The sequence below is a fragment of the uncultured Nostoc sp. genome, from assembly GCF_964245575.1.
In the GTDB taxonomy this organism is placed as follows: Bacteria; Cyanobacteriota; Cyanobacteriia; order Cyanobacteriales; family Nostocaceae; genus Nostoc.
On sequence record NZ_CAXTNP010000146.1, the window covers coordinates 1 to 19,749 of the forward strand.

The following is a 19,749-nucleotide window of genomic DNA, read 5'->3' on the forward strand; positions in this document are numbered from 1 at the left end:
ATGGTTCACCCACTGCTGTTACTATATTTCACCCAACTGAGAACCGCTATAATAGCAATTTTATTAACTAATATAAGTTTTTTATTAATGAAAGTTATGTAACATTTTGCTTATATTATTTACGGGTATGAAAGAATTTTCCACTAATTGTTTTACACAAATAAAATTACTATTAGTATGCAGCAAGTATCAAACTCTAGTGTGGAGTTACCAATTCATCTCTGTGCTAAGACAATTGCTCGAGGTTTAACACTCACAGTTATCAGCCTCACCCTCGCAGGCGTTTTAAGTGGCTATTTCTGGCTCTCAGAGTTTCCCTTCCCAGCTAGTAAATGGTTTTACACACTATTTAGCCTTGATGGAGAATTCAATATTCCTGCTTGGTATTCCGCATTTTCTCTATTATTTTGTTCGGGATTACTTAAAGTAATAACTGTTATTAAGAGGAAAGACAGCCATTTCTCTTACTGGAAAAACCTATATTTTATATTTGTATATTTGAGTTTTGATGAGGCATTTAGTTTTCACGAGACTTTTATCATTCCGTCAGTACGACAAGCGCTTCATCTCAATCCTATATTTTTCCAAACCTGGGTTATTCCTGGTGCAATTTTAGTGGCAGTTTTTGCATTTAAATATCTAAAATTTTGGATCAATCTACCTCAAAAAACTCGGTATTTATTTTTTATTGCCGCAGTTGTTTATGTCGGTGGAGCATTAGGTATGGAAATGTTGGGTGGACTTTTGATAGAAGATTTTGGTCGCCGCAGTTTCATAACGTTAGCTGGTATAGTTCTTGAAGAGTTTTTGGAAATGGCAGGAATTGTGATTTTTCTTTATGCACTGATAACTTACCTTAGCAGCTTGAAAGAAAGTATCAGACTGAAAATCTATTTATCTGAGAAATAAATTCATACTTTGGGGGTAAGGCTCAGATAATTTTAATAAGATCACAGATTCGCTAACGCAGTCAAAAAATATGGGGAATCATAAAAATATTTTTGATTAATTTAATTTTGTTCTCTTTTAAATCTCACGTAAAGGCGCAAAATTTTTCTTTGCACCTTTGCGTGAGATAATCTTTTTATAAATTCGGCGGAATACAAACATCTGGCGCACACAACCCAGAAAATTGCAGCGTTATCACTTCAAAGGTATCCAAATCTACGCAACGAATAGCATGGTTATTAGTATCAGCAATATATAAACGTGAACTCAAAACACTCAATCCCGAAGGTTCAAAAAATTGAGTGTTCTTACCTTGACCATCTTGTAAACCAGCAGAACCATCTCCCAAAACTGTTTGACAATTCCCAGTGGGACTAACTAATTTAATTTTATGGTTATAGGTGTCTGCTACCCACAGAAAATTCTGGGCATATTCTACTCCTAAACAATGCTGCAAACGAACATCTTCACCTTGTCCATCTACATCGCCAAAACCAAATAAACCTCCATTACCACAAACGGTTCGCACTTGATAAGGTTCTACAATTCCAACACCGCGAATTGAGCTAACTTCACTGTCAGCAATATATAATTCATTCCCATCTGTGCTGATACCGCTAGGTTGAGCAAAGGCAGATTCGGTAAGTGAACCATCAACACAAGCTTCTGCACCAGTACCAGCATAAGTTTTCACAATGCTAGTTTCTAAATCCATTTGCCAAATTTGATGAGGCCCAGCCATTGCAATAAACAAGGTATTTCCCACTTTCACTAAATCCCAAGGGGAATTTAGCGCAGTTTCTAAACCAGCACCGCCATGAGGATGGATATTGCGGCTTTGTTCACCAGTTCCTGCGATCGCTTCGACTACTTGACGCTTTAAATCAACTCGCCGCAGTGTATGATTTTCTGTATCAGCAACATAAAGAATTTGATTTTCGGCATCATAAGCCATTCCCTGTGGTGCAAAAAATTGCGCTTCGTTAAAAGCACCATCAGTCAAGCCAGATTTTCCAGTACCAATCAAGTGCAAAATTTCCCCATCAAAGCTACTCATAATCAGGCGATGATGTCCAGAGTCAGCAATGAATAAACCCGTTGGAGTAGCTAGAACTTTACCAGGAAAAGCTAGGGGTGTAATTAATGGTTGGCGCTGTTTTTCTAAAGTCAAGCTGAGTTCTTGGAAATTAATTGTGCCTTTGTCTTGATGTTGCTGAATTAACTTTTGAATTAACTCGTCTAAAGCGTCACGGTTTCCTTCACCAGAAATCTGGCCAATCACATAACCTTCTGGATCAATTATTATTAACGTAGGCCAAGCACGCACAGCATACTCTTCCCAAATCCGAAAACCACTGTCAACTACAACTGCATGTTCAATGTCGTAGCGTAGGATAGCTTGGCGAATATTTTCTGTTTCCTTTTCGTTATCAAATTTGGCGGAGTGAACGCCGATAATGGTAAGGCTATCTTTATATTTTTGTTCTAAATATTTTAGGTTTGGCAGAATATGCAGACAATTGATGCAACAGTATGTCCAAAAATCTAAAATTACGACTCTACCCCTTAGTTGTTTAAGAGACAAGGGTTTTTCGGTATTGAGCCAAGAGTCATTTTGTGGTAATTCTGGCGATCTGACACGGGGAACCATACTAATTTGTAATTCGTAATACTTCGGCTACGCTCAGTACAAGTTTGTAATTAGTAATTAATATCATATTCGGATAATTAGTTATGATTCCCACAGTCATTGCACTGCACCCCTTAATCTCTCAAAAACTTGGTTGCCATCTCCACCTCTGATCTGAGGTTCTACCGTTTATGCTAAATCCAGACAGTTCGCAATCAATAAGTTGCAATGGTGCACCATTACCTGTGCCAGGATCTCCAGCTACATCAATACATTTGTTGGATAATCCATTTCTAATAAATGAACTTTTAGAAAATTTACACTTTGAAAAGACTTGACAAACTAACCACTACGGACTTATCAGCCTGGATGCAACTAGCTAAAATTCCGGCTAAACAGGGACAAGTAGCCGATCGCATTCCGCAATTAGCTAAAGTTAATCCTAGTTGGTTTGCAGTTCACATCTGCTATGAATCGGGAAAAACTATCAGCTTTGGGGATACAACTTGTGTTTTCCCGCTAATGAGCGTTATTAAGACATTTTCCTTACTTTATCTGCTAGAACATTTTGGCGTAGAAACAGTTTTTGGGTGGGTTGGGGTGGAACCATCGGATGCACCCTTCAATTCTTTAGAACAACTAATTGCCGATCGCGGCCATCCCCGTAACCCTATGATTAATAGTGGGGCAATTACCCTCGCTGATAAATTACCAGGAAAGGATGCAAGCGATCGCACTTTTTTATTTTGTCAATGGCTCAACCAATTAGCAGGTTGCCAACTAAGGTTAGATGAGCTAATGCTGGACTCAGTGCGATTAACACGCTCAAAAGCCAATGAAGCGATCGCAAACTATCTTGCCGAAACAGGTTATCTAGAAAATTTGGAAACAGCCCTTGACACTTATGAACAAACATGCTGTATATCAGGGCGAGTTGAAGATTTAGCCCTGCTAGGAAAACTTTTAGCTTGTGAAAATGGCTGTTTATCAGCACAAAACCGCCGGATTGTGAATGCGGTGATGTTAAATTGTGGGTTATATGAAGCTTCTGCCCAGTTTGCAGTCAGAGTTGGTTTACCGATGAAATCAGGGATTGGTGGTGGACTGGTAGCAATAGTACCAGATGAGGGAGCGATCGCTTGCTACAGTCCTGGGTTGGATACGGTAGGAAATCCGCTAGTGGGGCTTGCCTTTGTTGAGGCTTTATCGCAAAAGTTAGAGTTGAGCATTTTCGGGTAAATGCTGCTTTTATATATGAGCATTGCTGTGCCTTTACGAAAGATGTAGTTTTTAACTCAATACAGTTCAGTTAAGGATTTTTGGTATTGATTTTAGGTATGTAGAGACTAGCAATTGCAACCTCTCTTGCATTGGATTTGGGGCTTAACTGAACTGTATTGGTTTTTAACTTATGCACACTTTGCATTTATTGTCAATGCGTAAGTTCTATTTTTGCCCCCGATAGTAAACGAGTTATTTAACTTCTCCTTTTTCGAGTAACGGTGTTGATTCAGGAGTTGGCGTTACCTCTGGTTTAGTTTCTGCTGGTGGCACAGTTGTTTTAGGTGCTGGAGACTCAATAATCTCTGGCAGCGTCGATGGCAAACTAGGAGATGGTGCAACTGGTGTTTGTGGGGTGGTTATCTTGCCCGCCCGACGGTTGAAAAATCCACCAAATCTGGGTTTTGTTGGCTGAGGGACAACCTTTTGAGGTAACGGCATTGATTCAGGTATTGGTGTTACCTCTGGCTGTGGTTCAGGAGTTGGCGTAATTATTTCTGGTGCTGGAGACTCAATTATTTCTGGCAGCGTCGGTGGCAAACTAAGAGATGGCGCAACTGGTGCTTGTGGGGTGGGGACTTTACGGTTGAAAAATCCGTCCAATCTCGGTTTTGTTGTTTGAGGCACAACTTTTTCAGGTAACGGACTTGATTCAGGTGTTGGTGTTACCTGTGGCTGTGGTTCAGGTATCGGGGACAAGGTGGGAGATGGTACAGCCGTTGGAACTTCCAATTTTGGTTGTTCTAGCGATTCTGGCTTGGTTGGCTCTGTTTTGGATTCTTGTGGAATTTCAGTTTCGGGAATCGGCTGTTTTTCTACCTTCGGTTGTATTTCGGGTGTTTTTTCAACGGACGGCGTGAGTCTATAATTCGGGTCTACAATGGGGCGCACCTCATCTGCTGTGAGTTCTCCTCTGACAATTTTCGACAAAGTGTCTTTACCTTTTGGCTGGTAGTCAATCAATCTAACTGTGGTATTAAAGGCATTTTTGACAGGATTTCCCTGATTATCGAGAAATTCTAGTTTTACCCAGTTTTTTCCTGGACGGAAGCCTTTAAGATAAACTGCTTGCCAGCGATCAAAAATAAAGCTTTCACCATTAATTGTGGAGCGGATGCGCCAATCACTGAATTTGTCGTTAGGGTTTTCCTTCAGGGCGAGGTGCAGGGGAGCGTTAGTTAGGTAAAAGTCCAGTAAGATTGGTTCAGCTCCGTAGCTACTTTGAGGGCGGCTGTAAGTTAGCAGGGGTAACTTGGGATCTGGATTGTTGTCGTCGGTTTTGGTGAGGACGTGAAATGTTGTTTGGGCATAAGCGCCTTCATTCTTAAAGCTTTCATGCCAAGGACGCGAGGCAAAGACGCGCAGGGTATGAGTACCTGGAGACAAGTCTGGCAAAACCAAGGGCTGATTCAGATCGTAAACAGGAATATAAGGTTGATTATCTAGAATTACGTGTAGATGGGGCCCTAGTTGTAATTGTGAATCCTTAAATATTGGTAGATCCTTAACCTGAAAACTGGCTGTGGCTTTGTTGTCTTGGAGAACTTCATCAGCTTGTGGAGTAACAATTGTCACTTGTGGCTGATAAACTTCCAAAATTGTCCCCAGTTCTTGGATAACAGATGGTGGGGAAACTTCCGAAAATTGCTTTGAAATTTGAGAAATCTGTGGAGGGTTTTCTCTATAGTCAGTAGATACTTCCTGGCTACTCACTTTCTCGCCACAACTGGTCAAGCTTAATACCAGCACCAATGTTATTACCCACCTGAAAATCGGGAACCTCTCAGGGAGGAGCTTCTCTAACACCCTTTTCTGCCACGAGTTCATGCGTTGCACCCAGTGATAGTTCTTCGACAATTTACAGATTATTTTGGCTCAACCTGTCCATCTGGAACTATAGCCCAAAAGATGAAATCTGCCTCACATCCCATAATTTTTCTTGTGTATCTCAAGAAATTTTAAAATAAGTCATATTCTGTACAGCTTTTTACTTACAACAATCGAAATATGACACAAATGTTCATGAGCAATAGCAGCCGAAGCTGGAACATCGGCCCATACGGCCAAACTATAAAATTTGCAAATTGTTATTCTTTGTAAATTAAATGAATAATCTATTGACTTTTGGACAAAGGCTTTGAAGTTAAAAGGCAGTTAAGGCAGGAATTCCAGCAATATTTCAGCAAGTTTGAATTATTGTTAAAATATCTCCAACTATCTCCAACAAAGTACAAGTTAAGACTTTATAATTCAACGAGAAACAACAATCCACATAGGTCTTCATCGCGGCTTCAGGAAAATGGAATTTGCGGTAATGGTTAACTTTGTGGTATTCATGATTCCTCATTCCTTATCAAGAGAGGAGGTCGAATGACAATAAGTCCTCCGGAGCGAGAGGAAAAAAAGGCAAGAGTAATCGTCGATAACGATCCAGTTCCAACCTCATTCGAGAGATGGGCGCAACCTGGACACTTTGACAGATCCTTAGCCAGAGGTCCCAAAACCACCACATGGATTTGGAACCTGCATGCACTCGCCCATGATTTTGATACACATACAAGCGATTTAGAAGACATATCCCGCAAGATATTCTCAGCCCACTTCGGCCACTTAGCCGTAATAATGGTTTGGTTGAGCGGGATGATTTTCCACGGCGCGAAGTTTTCTAACTACGAAGCTTGGTTAAGCGACCCGTTGAACGTTAGACCTAGTGCTCAGGTCGTTTGGCCCATTGTGGGACAAGACATTTTAAACGGTGATGTTGGCGGTGGTTTTCACGGTATTCAAATCACCTCTGGTTTGTTCCAAGTATGGCGTGGCTGGGGTATCACAAACTCCTTCCAGCTTTACGTGACTGCGATCGGTGGCTTGGTATTAGCAGGCTTATTATTATTTGCTGGCTGGTTCCATTACCACAAACGCGCTCCCAAACTGGAATGGTTCCAGAATGTGGAGTCAATGCTGAATCACCACTTGCAAATATTGCTAGGTTGTGGTTCCTTGGGATGGGCAGGTCACATAATCCACGTATCCGCACCGACCAACAAGCTTTTGGATGCAGGCGTAGCTCTCAAAGACATACCCTTGCCCCACGAGTTCATCTTGAACAAAGACTTGTTGACCGAGCTGTATCCCAGCTTTGCTGCTGGTTTAGCACCTTTCTTCACCTTGAACTGGGGTCAGTATGCTGACTTCCTGACCTTCAAGGGCGGTCTAAACCCGGTAACAGGCGGCTTGTGGATGACTGACATTGCTCATCACCACTTAGCGATCGCGGTTGTCTTTATCATTGCTGGTCATCAGTACCGTACCAACTGGGGTATTGGTCACAGCATTAAAGAGATCCTAGAAAACCATAAAGGTCCTTTCACCGGTGAAGGTCATAAAGGTCTCTACGAAAACCTGACCACATCTTGGCACGCTCAGTTGGCTACTAACCTGGCCTTCTTGGGTTCGCTGACCATCATCATCGCGCATCACATGTACGCGATGCCCCCCTATCCATATTTGGCAACTGACTATGCTACGCAGTTGTGCATTTTCACCCACCACATGTGGATTGGTGCATTCTGTATAGTCGGCGGTGCGGCTCACGCTGCCATATTCATGGTGCGGGATTATGATCCGGTTGTGAACCAAAACAACTTACTGGATCGGGTGATTCGTCACCGAGATGCGATTATTTCTCACCTCAACTGGGTATGTATTTTCCTCGGCTTCCATAGCTTTGGACTTTACATCCACAACGATACAATGCGTGCCTTGGGGCGTCCCCAAGACATGTTCTCTGATACTGCAATTCAGTTGCAGCCAGTGTTTGCTCAGTGGGTACAAAACATCCACACTCTAGCTCCTGGTGGCACTGCTCCCAATGCGCTAGAACCCGTTAGCTATGCTTTCGGCGGTGGGATTTTGGCTGTAGGCGGTAAAGTAGCAATGATGCCCATTGCTTTGGGTACGGCGGACTTCTTAATCCACCATATTCACGCATTCCAAATACACGTTACTGTCCTAATTCTGCTCAAAGGTGTACTGTTTGCCCGTAGCTCTCGTCTGATTCCAGACAAAGCAAACCTGGGCTTCCGCTTCCCCTGCGATGGTCCTGGTCGTGGCGGTACCTGTCAAGTATCTGGTTGGGATCATGTGTTCCTCGGACTTTTCTGGATGTACAACACAATATCCATCGCAATTTTCCACTTCAGCTGGAAGATGCAATCAGATGTCTGGGGAACGGTGGATTCAGCCGGGAATGTGACTCACATCACTGGTGGTAACTTTACCCAAAGCGCCATTACCATCAATGGTTGGTTGCGAGACTTCTTGTGGGCACAAGCTACACAAGTCATCAATTCCTATGGCAGTGCGCTATCTGCCTATGGTCTACTCTTCTTAGGCGCTCACTTTGTCTGGGCATTCAGCTTGATGTTCCTGTTCAGTGGTCGCGGCTACTGGCAAGAACTGATTGAGTCCATTGTTTGGGCGCATAACAAACTGAAGGTAGCACCAGCAATTCAGCCTCGTGCTCTGAGCATTATTCAGGGTCGGGCTGTAGGGGTAGCTCACTACCTCTTGGGAGGAATTGTCACTACTTGGGCGTTCTTCCATGCACACATCCTTTCAGTAGGGTAGCAATCAGCTTCCTAAAAGTTAGGAATTAGGAGTTAGGAGTTAGGAATGAAGTTAAGAGCTAGGAGTTAGGAGTTAGAAATATAAAATTTAAAACTCATAATTCTCAACTCATAACTCACAACTCCTAACTATCCCAGCTGATACTTGATGGCTAAAGGTCAGAGGATTTATTAAACCTATGGCGACAAAATTTCCAAAATTTAGCCAGGATCTCGCACAGGACCCGACTACTCGTCGGATATGGTATGCGATCGCTACAGGCAACGATTTTGAAACCCATGATGGCATGACGGAAGAAAATCTTTACCAAAAGATTTTCGCAACTCACTTCGGTCACTTGGCAATCATCTTCCTGTGGGCATCCAGCCTCCTGTTCCACGTAGCCTGGCAAGGTAACTTTGAACAGTGGATTAAAGATCCCCTTCACATCCGTCCCATCGCCCACGCGATTTGGGATCCCCACTTTGGGAGACCAGCGATTGAAGCTTTTACCCAAGCTGGCGCTAGTAATCCGGTAAACATTACCTACTCTGGTCTTTACCATTGGTGGTATACCATCGGTATGCGGAATAACAGTGAACTGTACAACGGTTCAGTTTTCTTGCTTTTATTCGCTGCTGTATTACTGTTTGCTGGTTGGCTGCACTTGCAACCCAAGTACCGTCCTAGCTTGGCATGGTTTAAGAGCGCGGAACATCGCCTAAACCACCACTTAGCAGGTTTATTTGGTGTTAGTTCTTTGGCTTGGGCTGGTCACTTAATTCACGTTGCTGTTCCCGAATCTCGCGGTCAGCACGTAGGTTGGGATAACTTCCTATCCACCCCACCCCACCCAGCAGGTTTGGCACCTTTCTTCACCGGTAACTGGGGCGTTTACGCTCAAAACCCTGACACTCCTGGGCATATATTCAGCACATCCCAAGGTGCAGGAACTGCAATTCTGACTTTCTTGGGTGGTTTCCATCCCCAGACAGAATCTTTGTGGCTGACTGACATGGCTCATCACCACTTGGCGATCGCAGTTATCTTCATAGTTGCCGGTCACCAGTATCGGACTAACTTCGGAATTGGTCACAGCATCAAAGAAATGCTGAACTCCAAAGCTGGTTTAGTACCCGGTACCACGAGTGAAGGTCAGTTTAACCTTCCTCACCAAGGGTTGTACGACACCTATAACAATTCGCTGCACTTCCAGTTGGGTATTCACCTAGCTGCTTTGGGAACCATCACCTCTCTGGTGGCACAGCATATGTACGCCATGCCTCCTTATGCATTTATTGCAAAGGACTACACGACTCAGGCAGCGCTGTACACGCACCATCAATACATTGCTGGTTTCTTGATACTTGGTGCTTTTGCTCACGGGGCAATATTCTGGGTACGTGATTACGACCCAGAGCAAAATAAGGGCAACGTCCTTGAACGCGTGTTGAAGCACAAAGAAGCGATTATCTCCCACCTTAGCTGGGTATCCCTTTTCTTAGGCTTCCACACCCTTAGTTTGTACGTACACAACGACGTAGTAGTTGCTTTCGGCACTCCTGAAAAGCAAATCCTGATTGAGCCAGTGTTTGCTCAATTCGTCCAAGCTGCTAACGGTAAAGTACTGTACGGTTTAAACACCTTACTATCTAACCCAGATAGTATTGCCCATACAGCATGGCCCAACTACGCTAACGTTTGGTTGCCAGGCTGGTTAGATGCCATCAATGCTGGTACTAACTCTCTGTTCTTGACAATTGGCCCTGGCGACTTCTTGGTACACCATGCGATCGCTTTGGGTCTGCATACCACCACCTTGATCTTGGTCAAAGGTGCTTTGGATGCCCGTGGTTCTAAGCTGATGCCCGATAAAAAGGACTTTGGCTATGCCTTCCCTTGCGACGGCCCCGGTCGTGGCGGTACTTGCGACATCTCAGCTTGGGATTCCTTCTACCTCGCTACATTCTGGATGCTGAATACCCTTGGTTGGGTTACCTTCTACTGGCATTGGAAGCATCTAGGTGTTTGGCAAGGCAACGTAGCTCAGTTTAATGAGAACTCTACATATCTCATGGGCTGGTTCCGGGATTACCTCTGGGCTAACTCTGCTCAGTTGATTAACGGTTACAACCCGTACGGTGTGAATAACCTGTCTGTCTGGGCTTGGATGTTCCTGTTTGGACACCTAGTTTGGGCAACTGGCTTCATGTTCTTAATCTCCTGGAGAGGTTACTGGCAAGAGTTGATTGAAACCCTTGTTTGGGCACACGAACGCACTCCTCTGGCTAACCTAGTTCGCTGGAAAGACAAGCCCGTGGCTCTGTCCATCGTTCAAGCTCGTGTAGTTGGTCTAGCTCACTTCACTGTTGGCTACATTGTCACTTACGCAGCATTCTTGATTGCTTCTACTGCTGGTAAGTTCGGTTAATTCGACTGCTAGTTTTGTAGATAAGTAATAAAAATCCTCTGCCGCAAGGTAGGGGATTTTTATTACTTAGTCCAAGTAATGACTACACACAACATTTCGTCTTATTTGTTACATTAATAAAATAAGATACGAGCTTTATATAAAAATTATGACTATGCAGCCTGAAAGTACATCATTAGGAGATTTGTTTTGTCGTCGAATTCCTTTTAAGACATTCTAGAACGCTTTGCTTTTCGCTACATTACTATTGTTGGAGCGCACGCCGAAAAAATATCTATAATATATTATGACCACGCAAAGTTGATTAGACAAGCACCGCAAGACTATAAAATTCCTACCTTAAGAAATGAATTAAAAGCAGTACAGGAAAAGTATGCTCCTGATGAAACTTTTGAATCTCTATTAATACAAAAATTAAGCTATCAAGATAATTATTCAAAAAAGATAATTATCAGACACTTTTTAACTACATTAGAGGATCATGCTGAGTGGTACTCTAATGGCGCTAATGGTAAACCAAAACCAAATGAAATAAGTATTTTTGATTTAAGCAAAGTTACGATAGAGCATATATATCCGCACAATGCTAGCAGTGCTTCACTAATGGAAGACCTTGAATTGTTGAAGAATGACATTGGTAATCTGTCTTTTTGGCCTGGACGTAACAATAATAGTGCAGGTAATAAGTCATTTGCTGAAAAGAGAAGTCTTTACGAACAGTCAAATATAACACTCAATCGAGAGCTAGGAAAATTTATGGACTGGGATAAGCAAAACTTCCAACAAAGGAGAAATAAATTACTAAAGATGGCGAAAAATATTTTTACTGTTTAGATATGAGTTATACCAAATCTATGTGAGCCTGCATAGAATAATTCCCTTGTCTGCTGGCATGGAGTTAACGTTTGTTTTATTCTGTGCAACTTCATAGAGAATTGGTATTACCTAGCGTACAATCAGTTATTTAAGTTTTTAGCACGTTGCCCAGACTGATGAAGTCTTAACTTTTGTTGAAGAACAAATAAATCTATAAACGCTTTGAGATGGAAAACCTATCTAACGTTTCCAAACTTTAAAACTTGCATAATGTAAAGCTTGTTATGAAGTTAGTGAACACACGCTCGCCTAAAATTAAACTTAATTACAAGCACTCAAAACTATGACAAACTGGCAAGAACGCATTACTCAAAACCCAAATGTATGTCATGGGAAACCGTGCATTAAAGGAACATGCATTATGGTATCTGTTATTCTTGATAACCTTGCCGAGGGACTGACATTTGAGGAAATTGTTCAAGAGTATCCACTACTGGCTTTAAAAGATATCAGAGCAGCTATTGCTTATGCAGCGCAATTAACCAGAGAAGAGGAATTGCTACTACTGCGATGAGTACAATGACAGTGAAACTTGATGAAAATATGGGACAAACCCACGTCGAGTTCTTGCAGCAAGGTGATTACAATGCTGACCATGTTACTGATGAAGGATTATCTGGTGCTGATGATAAAATTGTTTGGCAGCAAGTTTGTGCTAAGGAACGATTTTTATCACTCTTGATTTAGACTTCTCTGATGTTCGCCGCTTTCCACCGGGTACTCATCCTGGTATTCTATTACTGCGATCGCGTAACCGTAGCCGTCAAACAGTGCTATAAATTTTGTCTCGTCTTGTACAGGAGCAACCTTTAGAAAAGTTGAAAGGTTGTCTTGTTGTGGCAGACGACATACAGACACGAATCCGGCGATCGCAGTGATAGCATGGATACAAAGTTAATATACCCTCTGCGTTACTTTGCGCTTCCTTCTATCTCCCTCTGCGTTAAGAAGAGTTAAAATATATAACTCATAACTCCTAACCCATAGCTACTTAAATTTCTCCATTCACCTGCATTTGATGAACTTGATCCGCTAACTCTTGACGACCTTGATCATCTAGTTTGTCAATTGCTAACATTCCCATGAAAATAACTTCTTTCAGGGTCAAACGTGTCGAATGTGCCTGTTTTTGCACAATCTCTTTAATAATGGGACTCACACCAATCGCTGTACTAGCTCTAGCCACGGAATAAAAGGAAAACATTAATGATTAAGCCTAAATCTTACCACCTCCTATGAAGTTATTTTCTTTAGTTAAAACTTAATTTAAATATGTTTCAACTCATACTTCAATAAGTAAACATTAATTTTAAATTAGGTATGTAGAGAATAACCTTCTAAGTGCAGGGTACTGTTCCACAACTGGATAATTTATATCAAAACCTCAATTATGGCATTAAAGGTAAGAGCCTACTTTTGGATTAAAATAAATTTAACTTTTATTATCCCAGAATAATGGGTATAGTGTCTAACAGTGCTATAAATATCTCTAGAGATATCCCAAACCTTTTTGATTAAGGGTCTACGGGCATAACTTCTAACTGTGCTGTAAATTAAACCAAAATGGTCAGAAACTTCTTTGAGTGTCGATCCTTGTCTGATGCTAGTGATCGAATCTTTAATCTGACTAATTCCATATTTGATAACTGACGCTTTTGCAACGTTTAATTTCATATGAAAAATTAAAAAGCTATCCCCCTTATTCTAGTAAAGTCTTATGCGATCGCCACAATTGACTGACATTTTTAAATCTAATAGAACTTATGCGAAAATCGCCCAAAAGCTTAATTTGTCGAACCGCCTTCGCGTAGCGTCTCGTAGAGAAGACGCGAACGCGTAGCGTCTCGTTAGAGAAGAACGCCAACTCTTGGAGAGGCTCCGCCAACGCGCAGCGTCTCGCAGAGAAGAATTCATAGAGTGTGCGAAAGTCCTATCTAAAATTGAATGGTTATTTTTATATGAGCAACGGCAAAAGCCAAAACTTTTGTCCTGAGATACTCAAAAATAACCTGCTAATTGCTGAGTTCCTACTTACACACTTGCAATATTTGTGACATCTGAGTTATAAAAAATAGTCGGTTTGTGAAAATAGGGTTTTCAGTACAACTATCTTCACAAATCAAATTTGTATACCACTGGAAAAACTGTAATTTAAAGAGATTGTGAATTGTCAAATATAATCTCGTTAACACGCTTTACAGAACTATACAGTTTAAATAAGAATAATAACTTAACCGAAGTAAAATTTTCCTGAATACAGGCAACTAATGCTGTGAGATGGAAAAGCAGTGAGTAGAGGAGAGACAAAGCGATGAGGGACCCTTATCTGTTGGCAGCAAGCTTGTTAACAGTATTAGCAATACCAGCATTGGCTCTTCCACATTTGTCGATTGTCCTGCCAAAAAATTCTAGATCCCTGTGGGATTTCAAACAGGGTTCTCAGGCAATAGTCAGTACAAAAATTATCAATAGCGTTGATATCACCTTACCAGAACTCAGCGGCCATGCGTTCCAACCCCTAAAAAGTTTGCAGCCAACAGCAGGTGAGAAAAACATTCAGAGTTTGGCAGAAGTCAGTAGTCAGGGATTACCAGCCCCAACAGAGTCATCACTCAGCCCCAGCGCCCAACCATCTGGTCTTTCGCTGACATCTGGGAATCAACTTTACTACCAAAGATTAGCAGCTTTGAAAACAGGTCAGATTTATACGCGTGTAGATAGTGATAATTTGCAATCATTGTGGGAGTCGATCAAGAAACGTCAATTAACTTATGATGACTGGAAAAGTCTATTAGCTTTAGAAGCGAGAGCGATCGCTCAAGGTCAAGGTGCAAATCATCTAAGTATCTTAGTTGGTGATTCTTTGAGCATGTGGTTTCCTAGAGAAAAACTGCCTGCTGGGAAATTGTGGCTGAATCAAGGGATTTCTGGAGATACTTCCAGTGGCGTTTTAAAAAGATTGGGGGCATTTTCGGCAACGCGGCCAGATGTGATTTATGTCATGGCTGGGATTAACGACTTACGCAAAGGCGCTAGTGATGACACCATTTTGCGTAACTATCGCCGGATTATCCGTCGCTTACGGCAGACTCACCCAAAAGCTCAAATCATTGTCCAATCAATTTTGCCTACTCGCCTAGCAAAACTTTCCAATAGCCGCATTCGTCACATCAACACACAACTAACCCAGATTGCCAAACAAGAAGGCGCTAATTATCTAAATATTTATAGCTGGTTTACGGATATGGAAGGCAATTTGCGCCCAGAGTTGACCACAGATGGGTTGCACCTGTCTCAAGAGGGTTATGATGTGTGGCGATCGGCACTACAGCAGATAGAATATAAGCTAACTCAGCGTGGAAATTGAGCGATCGCTTTGCCGACACTTGGAGCGATGTCTACGACGGGCTGTTCGGTGCCGCAATTTTTAGATTTATGGAAGTTACTGATAACGATGCGATCACCATCCGTTCTCTAATTGAACAGCAATTAGCAGCCTTTCAACAGGATGATGCCCAAGGCGCTTTTGCTTTCGCTAGTCCGGCAATTCAGGCGCAATTTGGAACCCCAGAATATTTTATCCAGATGGTAAAGATAAGCTACCCAGCAGTATACCGTCCTCGTTCAGTCTTTTTTGAGAAAATAACAACCATCCAGGGAAACATAACTCAGCCAGTGCTACTACTAGCTCCTGATGGAGTTCCCTTGAAGGCTTTATATTTTATGGAAAAACAGCCAGATAATAGCTGGAGGATTAATGGTTGCTTTCTAGTTTCCGTAGAAAGTAAAGAAGTATAAATTATATCTTCATACAACCAAAATATTATAATTTAACACTCAAGGCTTCCCGATTCAAAACCTGATTTAACTTACCGCTACGATAACCTTCTAAATCCAGCGTTACGTAAAGAAATCCGAAATCCTGAAATGCAGAAACTACTTTCTGTAAATCCGTAGTTAACACAAACTCTTTAATTTGTTCTGATGCCAATTCAATGCGTGCTGTATCTCCTTCAGATCGCACGCGCAAATTCTGCCAACCTAGCTTTCTTAAGAAAATTTCTCCTCTACCAACTCGTTGTAATTTAGCGACAGTAATCTCTTCACCGTAAGGAAAGCGGGAACTGAGACAAGGTTGAGCGGGTTTATCCCACCAAGGTAAACCGAGTTGTTGCGAAAGTTGTCTAACTTCAACTTTGGTGACACCCACTTCTGCTAAAGGCGATCGCGCACCTCTTTCTTTCGCCGCCTGAATTCCTGGGCGATAATCATGCAAATCATCAGCATTCACCCCATCCACTACGTAGGGATAACCCAACTGTAAAGCTAAAGGTTTGAGAGTGTCGTGTAATTCACTTTTGCAAAAATAACAACGGTTAACCGGGTTAGAGGTGTAATTGGGATTTTCCATCTCGTGAGTCTGGACGATTTTATGAGGAATCCCAATAGTTGCAGCTTGAATTTTGGCGTCTTCCAACTCTTCTGGCAATAGCGAAGGAGAAACAGCCGTGACAGCCAAAGCGCGATCGCCCAACGCATCATAAGCAATTTTGGCAACCAAAGTACTATCAACGCCCCCAGAGTAGGCAATCAACGCCTGCTCCATTTCTTGAAATAAAGCTCTTAATTGCTCAAATTTTTCTGTCAGCATCATTTCCCAATCCTGCCAAAACCCTATAGCACCCAACAAATACCATTGTAGTCATTTCCCTGTGCTCCCCTACTCCCCTGTTTCCCCTGTTATTGATGGTTTGCTATACTTGGCTACCAGACTGGCTAAAAGTGGTAAATCAATCGGTTTAGAAATATAGTCATCTGCTCCAGATGCTAAACAAGTTTCGCGATCACCTTTCATCGCCATTGCTGTTTGAACAATTACCGGAATCGTCCGATATTGCCGATTTTCTCGCAGTTGTTGCACCAAGTTAAGACCATTTCCATCTGCCAGATAAACATCCATTAAAATCACTGCTGGATCTAACTGTGTTAGAGCTTCCCACATCTCACTAGCATTCTTGGCCCAAGTCACCTGATATCCCAATTTACGTAGAGAAATTTGCATCAAATCAGCGTTAGGTAAGTCATTTTCTACCAGCAAAATGTCTACAGAGGAACTAGGGGTGAAAGGCAGAGGAGATGAGGAGTATTTTGCTTCCCCTGCTTCCCCTGCTTCCTCTGCTCTCCCTGCTTCCTCTGCTCCCTCATCTCCTCCGACTCCCGCCTCTTGGTCAAAGGGAAGCACAAGGGTAAAACGGGAGCCGCGATCTACTTCAGATTCCACTTTCACGGAACCACCGTGAATTTCAGCAAGTTTGTGAGTCACTGCTAAACCCAAACCAGTACCTTCAACACCATCAGCTACGGTGTTGGCAATTTGGAAATAAGGTTGAAACAGTTGTGCTTGGTCTTCTTGGGAAATGCCGATGCCAGTATCCCAAACTGTAAAATGCACAAATGCGCCTTTCGGGACAACCTGTAAGCCAACACTTCCTTTGCTAGTAAACTTTAGAGCGTTAAAGAGTAAATTCAACAGCATTTGCTTGAGTCGTAAGGAATCGGCTACTAAGGTTGTAATATCGGGTTCAAGTTCTAGGCACAGTTTTAAACCCTTATTAGCAGCTTTCTCTTTCACCAGTGCGAAAACATTGCTACACAGCAGTGGCACATCTACTCTTTCCCACTGCACTTCTAGCTGATTTGCTTCAATTTTAGAGAGATCCAAAATATCATTAATCAGAGCTAGCAAGTGCTTGCCGCTAGACTGAATAATATTTAAATACTCTTGCTGGCGTTCTCTAGTTGGTTCGTACCCTTGGGCTAAGAGCAGGCGGGTAAACCCAAGAATTGGACTAAGCGGTGTGCGAATTTCGTGGCTGGTGTTTGCCAAAAACTGATTTTTGAGTTGATTGGTGCGCTCCAATTCTTGATTAGAGTTACTTAACTGTTGATACCGTTGCTGCCAAGATAGAATGTGTCTAAGTTGTACCAAGGCTGTAGTACAATGCTTGGCAGACCTTGCCATCAATTGTGATCTGAGTTGAGCAAGTGATTCTATGAGCGAATCACGAGCAGAGTTTAGGGGGGCTGCGGCGATAATTAGCCAGCCCATGACGTTACCAGAATCATCAGCTAACCGCCAACCGCTCGGTGGTTGTTGATTTTCAAGCTGCTGCAAATCTTCGAGTTCTATGACCTCTTGCAATCTCAACAGCAGCTTTTTTTCTGCTGTCAGCAATTCTAGAAATAAAGGTTGTGAGTTTGGGGATAGAGAACAAGAAACATAGCAAACTGTGGCAACAGTTTCTTGTGGTTCAAACAAAGCGATGCCTACGGCACAATCTGTAAGCGCCAAATTACTGCTGTGAACAGCACTGTTAATCTCGTTTACTACAGTTTGGAGAATTTCTGCTTCTGCGGCTCCTGCCTGTGGGACAGTGTTACAAGCAGAAAGCAGGCAATCATTAAGGCGACTTTGCAACTGGTTCAAGCTGCTCTCCAGCCACAACTTGGCGCGAAGTTGCTCAATTGTTGTCAAAGGTTTTGCCCTTGCATCTATCTGTGAGTTTTGGTCTGGTAAGCTTGAGTACTGCTGCATGGTCAACTAGACCGCTGAACAAGTTTAGATTCGCATAAAAATCCGAAAAGGATTCTATGTATATTAACTGACAATTCTTTTTTATTTATAAACCATAACCTATGTTGTTATAAACCATAACTTATGATGTCGAATTTAGCAGCTATTCCAAAAAAATTATTATATGAACCATTGACCTAAAATTTTTAAAGTAACTTAAGGCTTATGGATACACAATTCGCCCAACTAATCGTTAATGGGATTGCGGTGGGGAGCATTATTGCTCTAGCGGCAGTCGGACTCACTCTTACCTACGGAATTTTACGGTTATCTAACTTTGCTCATGGTGATTTTCTAACTCTAGGAGCTTATCTGACCTGGCTAATAAACACTATTGGAGTCAATATTTGGCTGTCGATGATCCTGGCGGCGGCGGGAACAGTAGCAGCAATGCTGTTATCAGAAAAGTTACTGTGGTCAAAGATGCGCTCTATCCGTGCTACTTCCACTACGCTGATTATTATTTCTATCGGACTTGCCTTATTTCTTCGCAACGGCATTATTTTTATCTGGGGTGGCAAGAACCAAAATTATAATTTACCTATTACGCCAGCTTTAGACATCTTTGGCTTAAAAGTGCCGCAAAATCAATTATTAGTATTGGGGTTGGCGGTGTTAACAATTTTGGCGCTGCATTACCTGCTGCAAAATACCAAAATTGGTAAGGCGATGCGAGCAGTTGCTGACGATCTGGACTTAGCCAGGGTTTCAGGTATCAATGTTGACCGAGTTATTTTATGGACTTGGGTAATTGCTGGCAGTATTACGTCATTGGGCGGCAGTATGTATGGGTTAATTACAGCCGTGCGCCCGAATATGGGATGGTTTTTAATTTTACCTTTATTTGCCTCAGTAATTCTTGGTGGGATTGGCAACCCTTACGGTGCGATCGCAGCAGCTTTTATTATTGGCATCGTCCAAGAAGTCAGCACTCCTTGGCTGGGTTCACAGTATAAACAGGGTGTAGCACTGTTAATCATGATTTTGGTGCTGCTCATTCGTCCCAAAGGTTTATTCAAAGGAACGATTTGAGCAGCACCACTCCACTTCTAACTACTTACTGAATAATGTGGAAATAGTAGGCTGCTACCAGGAAATTGATAGCTAACAAGAACAGTGCCCAGCCTGTGCGAAAGGCGTAGGGAGGTTTAGCTCCACTGTCGGCAACTGGTAAATCTTTGCTTTTAGAAGTCATAATGCGATTCTCCTAATGTCAGGACTTTTTAAGAAATACCAAACTGGTGTACCAAATATCCAAATTCTTCAAGAATATTTGTGTGAAGTTGGGAATTGGAGAGTGGGGAATGGGGAACTCGGGGCCCCCACGGAGTGGGGATTAGG

At 42.4% G+C, this 19,749-nt stretch carries 17 protein-coding genes; 10 read left to right on the forward strand and 7 right to left on the reverse strand.

Translation table 11 applies throughout. The features are described 5' to 3' along the window. Positions 1-147 precede the first annotated feature (147 nt). Complete coding sequence (locus ACFFAP_RS21935; RefSeq protein ID WP_375513201.1) at positions 148-909, forward strand: hypothetical protein; 762 nt, start codon at positions 148-150, stop codon at positions 907-909. Between the two features lie 175 nt (positions 910-1,084). On the opposite strand, the gene ACFFAP_RS21940 is transcribed toward ACFFAP_RS21935, so the two are convergent. Beyond that, entirely contained in the window at positions 1,085-2,599 is a 1,515-nt protein-coding gene (locus ACFFAP_RS21940) for a thioredoxin-like domain-containing protein (RefSeq protein ID WP_375513202.1), read from the reverse strand. Positions 2,600-2,902: 303 nt separating this feature from the next. Between ACFFAP_RS21940 and glsA the strand changes: the two genes are divergently transcribed. After that, the gene (gene glsA / locus ACFFAP_RS21945; protein ID WP_375513203.1) at positions 2,903-3,817 is read left to right on the forward strand and encodes a glutaminase A; all 915 of its coding nucleotides are present in this window, start codon (positions 2,903-2,905) and stop codon (positions 3,815-3,817) included. 234 nt (positions 3,818-4,051) lie between these two features. On the opposite strand, the gene ACFFAP_RS21950 is transcribed toward glsA, so the two are convergent. Then, positions 4,052-5,686 (reverse strand): hypothetical protein, encoded by a 1,635-nt coding sequence (locus tag ACFFAP_RS21950; RefSeq protein WP_375513204.1) that lies wholly within the window; start codon positions 5,684-5,686, stop codon positions 4,052-4,054. Positions 5,687-6,229: 543 nt separating this feature from the next. On the opposite strand from ACFFAP_RS21950, the gene psaA reads away from it, so the two are divergent. From psaA to ACFFAP_RS21975, 5 genes are all read left to right on the forward strand, one after another. Further along, positions 6,230-8,488 (forward strand): photosystem I core protein PsaA, encoded by a 2,259-nt coding sequence (gene psaA / locus ACFFAP_RS21955; protein WP_375513205.1) that lies wholly within the window; start codon positions 6,230-6,232, stop codon positions 8,486-8,488. A 178-nt stretch (positions 8,489-8,666) separates the two neighbouring features. Beyond that, complete coding sequence (gene psaB, locus ACFFAP_RS21960; RefSeq protein ID WP_375513206.1) at positions 8,667-10,898, forward strand: photosystem I core protein PsaB; 2,232 nt, start codon at positions 8,667-8,669, stop codon at positions 10,896-10,898. 300 nt (positions 10,899-11,198) lie between these two features. Then, a complete protein-coding gene (locus tag ACFFAP_RS21965; RefSeq protein ID WP_375513207.1) occupies positions 11,199-11,732 on the forward strand; it encodes an HNH endonuclease family protein in 534 nt (177 codons plus the stop codon). Between the two features lie 325 nt (positions 11,733-12,057). Continuing rightward, positions 12,058-12,288 (forward strand): DUF433 domain-containing protein, encoded by a 231-nt coding sequence (locus ACFFAP_RS21970; protein ID WP_375513208.1) that lies wholly within the window; start codon positions 12,058-12,060, stop codon positions 12,286-12,288. Positions 12,289-12,293: 5 nt separating this feature from the next. Beyond that, the gene (locus tag ACFFAP_RS21975) at positions 12,294-12,461 is read left to right on the forward strand and encodes a DUF5615 family PIN-like protein (protein ID WP_375513209.1); all 168 of its coding nucleotides are present in this window, start codon (positions 12,294-12,296) and stop codon (positions 12,459-12,461) included. Here ACFFAP_RS21975 and ACFFAP_RS21980 read toward each other — a convergent pair. Both ACFFAP_RS21980 and ACFFAP_RS21985 read right to left on the reverse strand, forming a co-directional pair. Next, the gene (locus ACFFAP_RS21980) at positions 12,447-12,632 is read right to left on the reverse strand and encodes a hypothetical protein (RefSeq protein ID WP_375513210.1); all 186 of its coding nucleotides are present in this window, start codon (positions 12,630-12,632) and stop codon (positions 12,447-12,449) included. The two genes, ACFFAP_RS21975 and ACFFAP_RS21980, sit on opposite strands and share 15 nt — an antisense overlap. Positions 12,633-12,765: 133 nt before the next feature. Then, entirely contained in the window at positions 12,766-12,978 is a 213-nt protein-coding gene (locus ACFFAP_RS21985) for a hypothetical protein (RefSeq protein ID WP_375513211.1), read from the reverse strand. 1,107 nt (positions 12,979-14,085) lie between these two features. Here ACFFAP_RS21985 and ACFFAP_RS21990 point away from each other — a divergent pair. Further along, entirely contained in the window at positions 14,086-15,141 is a 1,056-nt protein-coding gene (locus ACFFAP_RS21990; RefSeq protein WP_375513212.1) for an SGNH/GDSL hydrolase family protein, read from the forward strand. Positions 15,142-15,209: 68 nt separating this feature from the next. Beyond that, positions 15,210-15,572: a DUF4864 domain-containing protein gene (locus tag ACFFAP_RS21995; RefSeq protein ID WP_375513217.1), complete on the forward strand. Its 363-nt coding sequence runs from the start codon at positions 15,210-15,212 to the stop codon at positions 15,570-15,572. Positions 15,573-15,597: 25 nt separating this feature from the next. On the opposite strand, the gene larE is transcribed toward ACFFAP_RS21995, so the two are convergent. Both larE and hrmK read right to left on the reverse strand, forming a co-directional pair. Further along, a complete protein-coding gene (larE, locus tag ACFFAP_RS22000) occupies positions 15,598-16,428 on the reverse strand; it encodes an ATP-dependent sacrificial sulfur transferase LarE (protein WP_375513213.1) in 831 nt (276 codons plus the stop codon). A 66-nt stretch (positions 16,429-16,494) separates the two neighbouring features. Beyond that, positions 16,495-18,369 (reverse strand): hybrid histidine kinase/response regulator HrmK, encoded by a 1,875-nt coding sequence (gene hrmK / locus ACFFAP_RS22005; RefSeq protein WP_375513214.1) that lies wholly within the window; start codon positions 18,367-18,369, stop codon positions 16,495-16,497. Positions 18,370-18,573: 204 nt separating this feature from the next. On the opposite strand from hrmK, the gene ACFFAP_RS22010 reads away from it, so the two are divergent. Continuing rightward, positions 18,574-19,440, forward strand: a complete 867-nt coding sequence (locus tag ACFFAP_RS22010) for a branched-chain amino acid ABC transporter permease (RefSeq protein WP_375513215.1) — start codon at positions 18,574-18,576, stop codon at positions 19,438-19,440. Between the two features lie 25 nt (positions 19,441-19,465). Here ACFFAP_RS22010 and ACFFAP_RS22015 read toward each other — a convergent pair whose 3' ends face one another. After that, the gene (locus ACFFAP_RS22015; RefSeq protein WP_375513216.1) at positions 19,466-19,603 is read right to left on the reverse strand and encodes a photosystem I protein PsaX; all 138 of its coding nucleotides are present in this window, start codon (positions 19,601-19,603) and stop codon (positions 19,466-19,468) included. Positions 19,604-19,749: the final 146 nt, after the last annotated feature.

Excerpts from the sequence above, each read along its gene's own strand:
- ACFFAP_RS21940 (WP_375513202.1), bottom strand. The coding sequence starts at position 2,599 with ATGGTTCCCCGTGTCAGATCGCCAGAATTACCACAAAATGACTCTTGG.
- ACFFAP_RS21950 (WP_375513204.1), bottom strand. The coding sequence starts at position 5,686 with ATGAACTCGTGGCAGAAAAGGGTGTTAGAGAAGCTCCTCCCTGAGAGG.
- psaA (WP_375513205.1), top strand. The coding sequence starts at position 6,230 with ATGACAATAAGTCCTCCGGAGCGAGAGGAAAAAAAGGCAAGAGTAATC.
- psaB (WP_375513206.1), top strand. The coding sequence starts at position 8,667 with ATGGCGACAAAATTTCCAAAATTTAGCCAGGATCTCGCACAGGACCCG.
- ACFFAP_RS21970 (WP_375513208.1), top strand. The coding sequence starts at position 12,058 with ATGACAAACTGGCAAGAACGCATTACTCAAAACCCAAATGTATGTCAT.
- ACFFAP_RS21975 (WP_375513209.1), top strand. The coding sequence starts at position 12,294 with ATGACAGTGAAACTTGATGAAAATATGGGACAAACCCACGTCGAGTTC.
- ACFFAP_RS21985 (WP_375513211.1), bottom strand. The coding sequence starts at position 12,978 with ATGTTTTCCTTTTATTCCGTGGCTAGAGCTAGTACAGCGATTGGTGTG.
- ACFFAP_RS21990 (WP_375513212.1), top strand. The coding sequence starts at position 14,086 with ATGAGGGACCCTTATCTGTTGGCAGCAAGCTTGTTAACAGTATTAGCA.
- ACFFAP_RS21995 (WP_375513217.1), top strand. The coding sequence starts at position 15,210 with ATGGAAGTTACTGATAACGATGCGATCACCATCCGTTCTCTAATTGAA.
- larE (WP_375513213.1), bottom strand. The coding sequence starts at position 16,428 with ATGATGCTGACAGAAAAATTTGAGCAATTAAGAGCTTTATTTCAAGAA.
- hrmK (WP_375513214.1), bottom strand. The coding sequence starts at position 18,369 with ATGCAGCAGTACTCAAGCTTACCAGACCAAAACTCACAGATAGATGCA.
- ACFFAP_RS22010 (WP_375513215.1), top strand. The coding sequence starts at position 18,574 with ATGGATACACAATTCGCCCAACTAATCGTTAATGGGATTGCGGTGGGG.
- ACFFAP_RS22015 (WP_375513216.1), bottom strand. The coding sequence starts at position 19,603 with ATGACTTCTAAAAGCAAAGATTTACCAGTTGCCGACAGTGGAGCTAAA.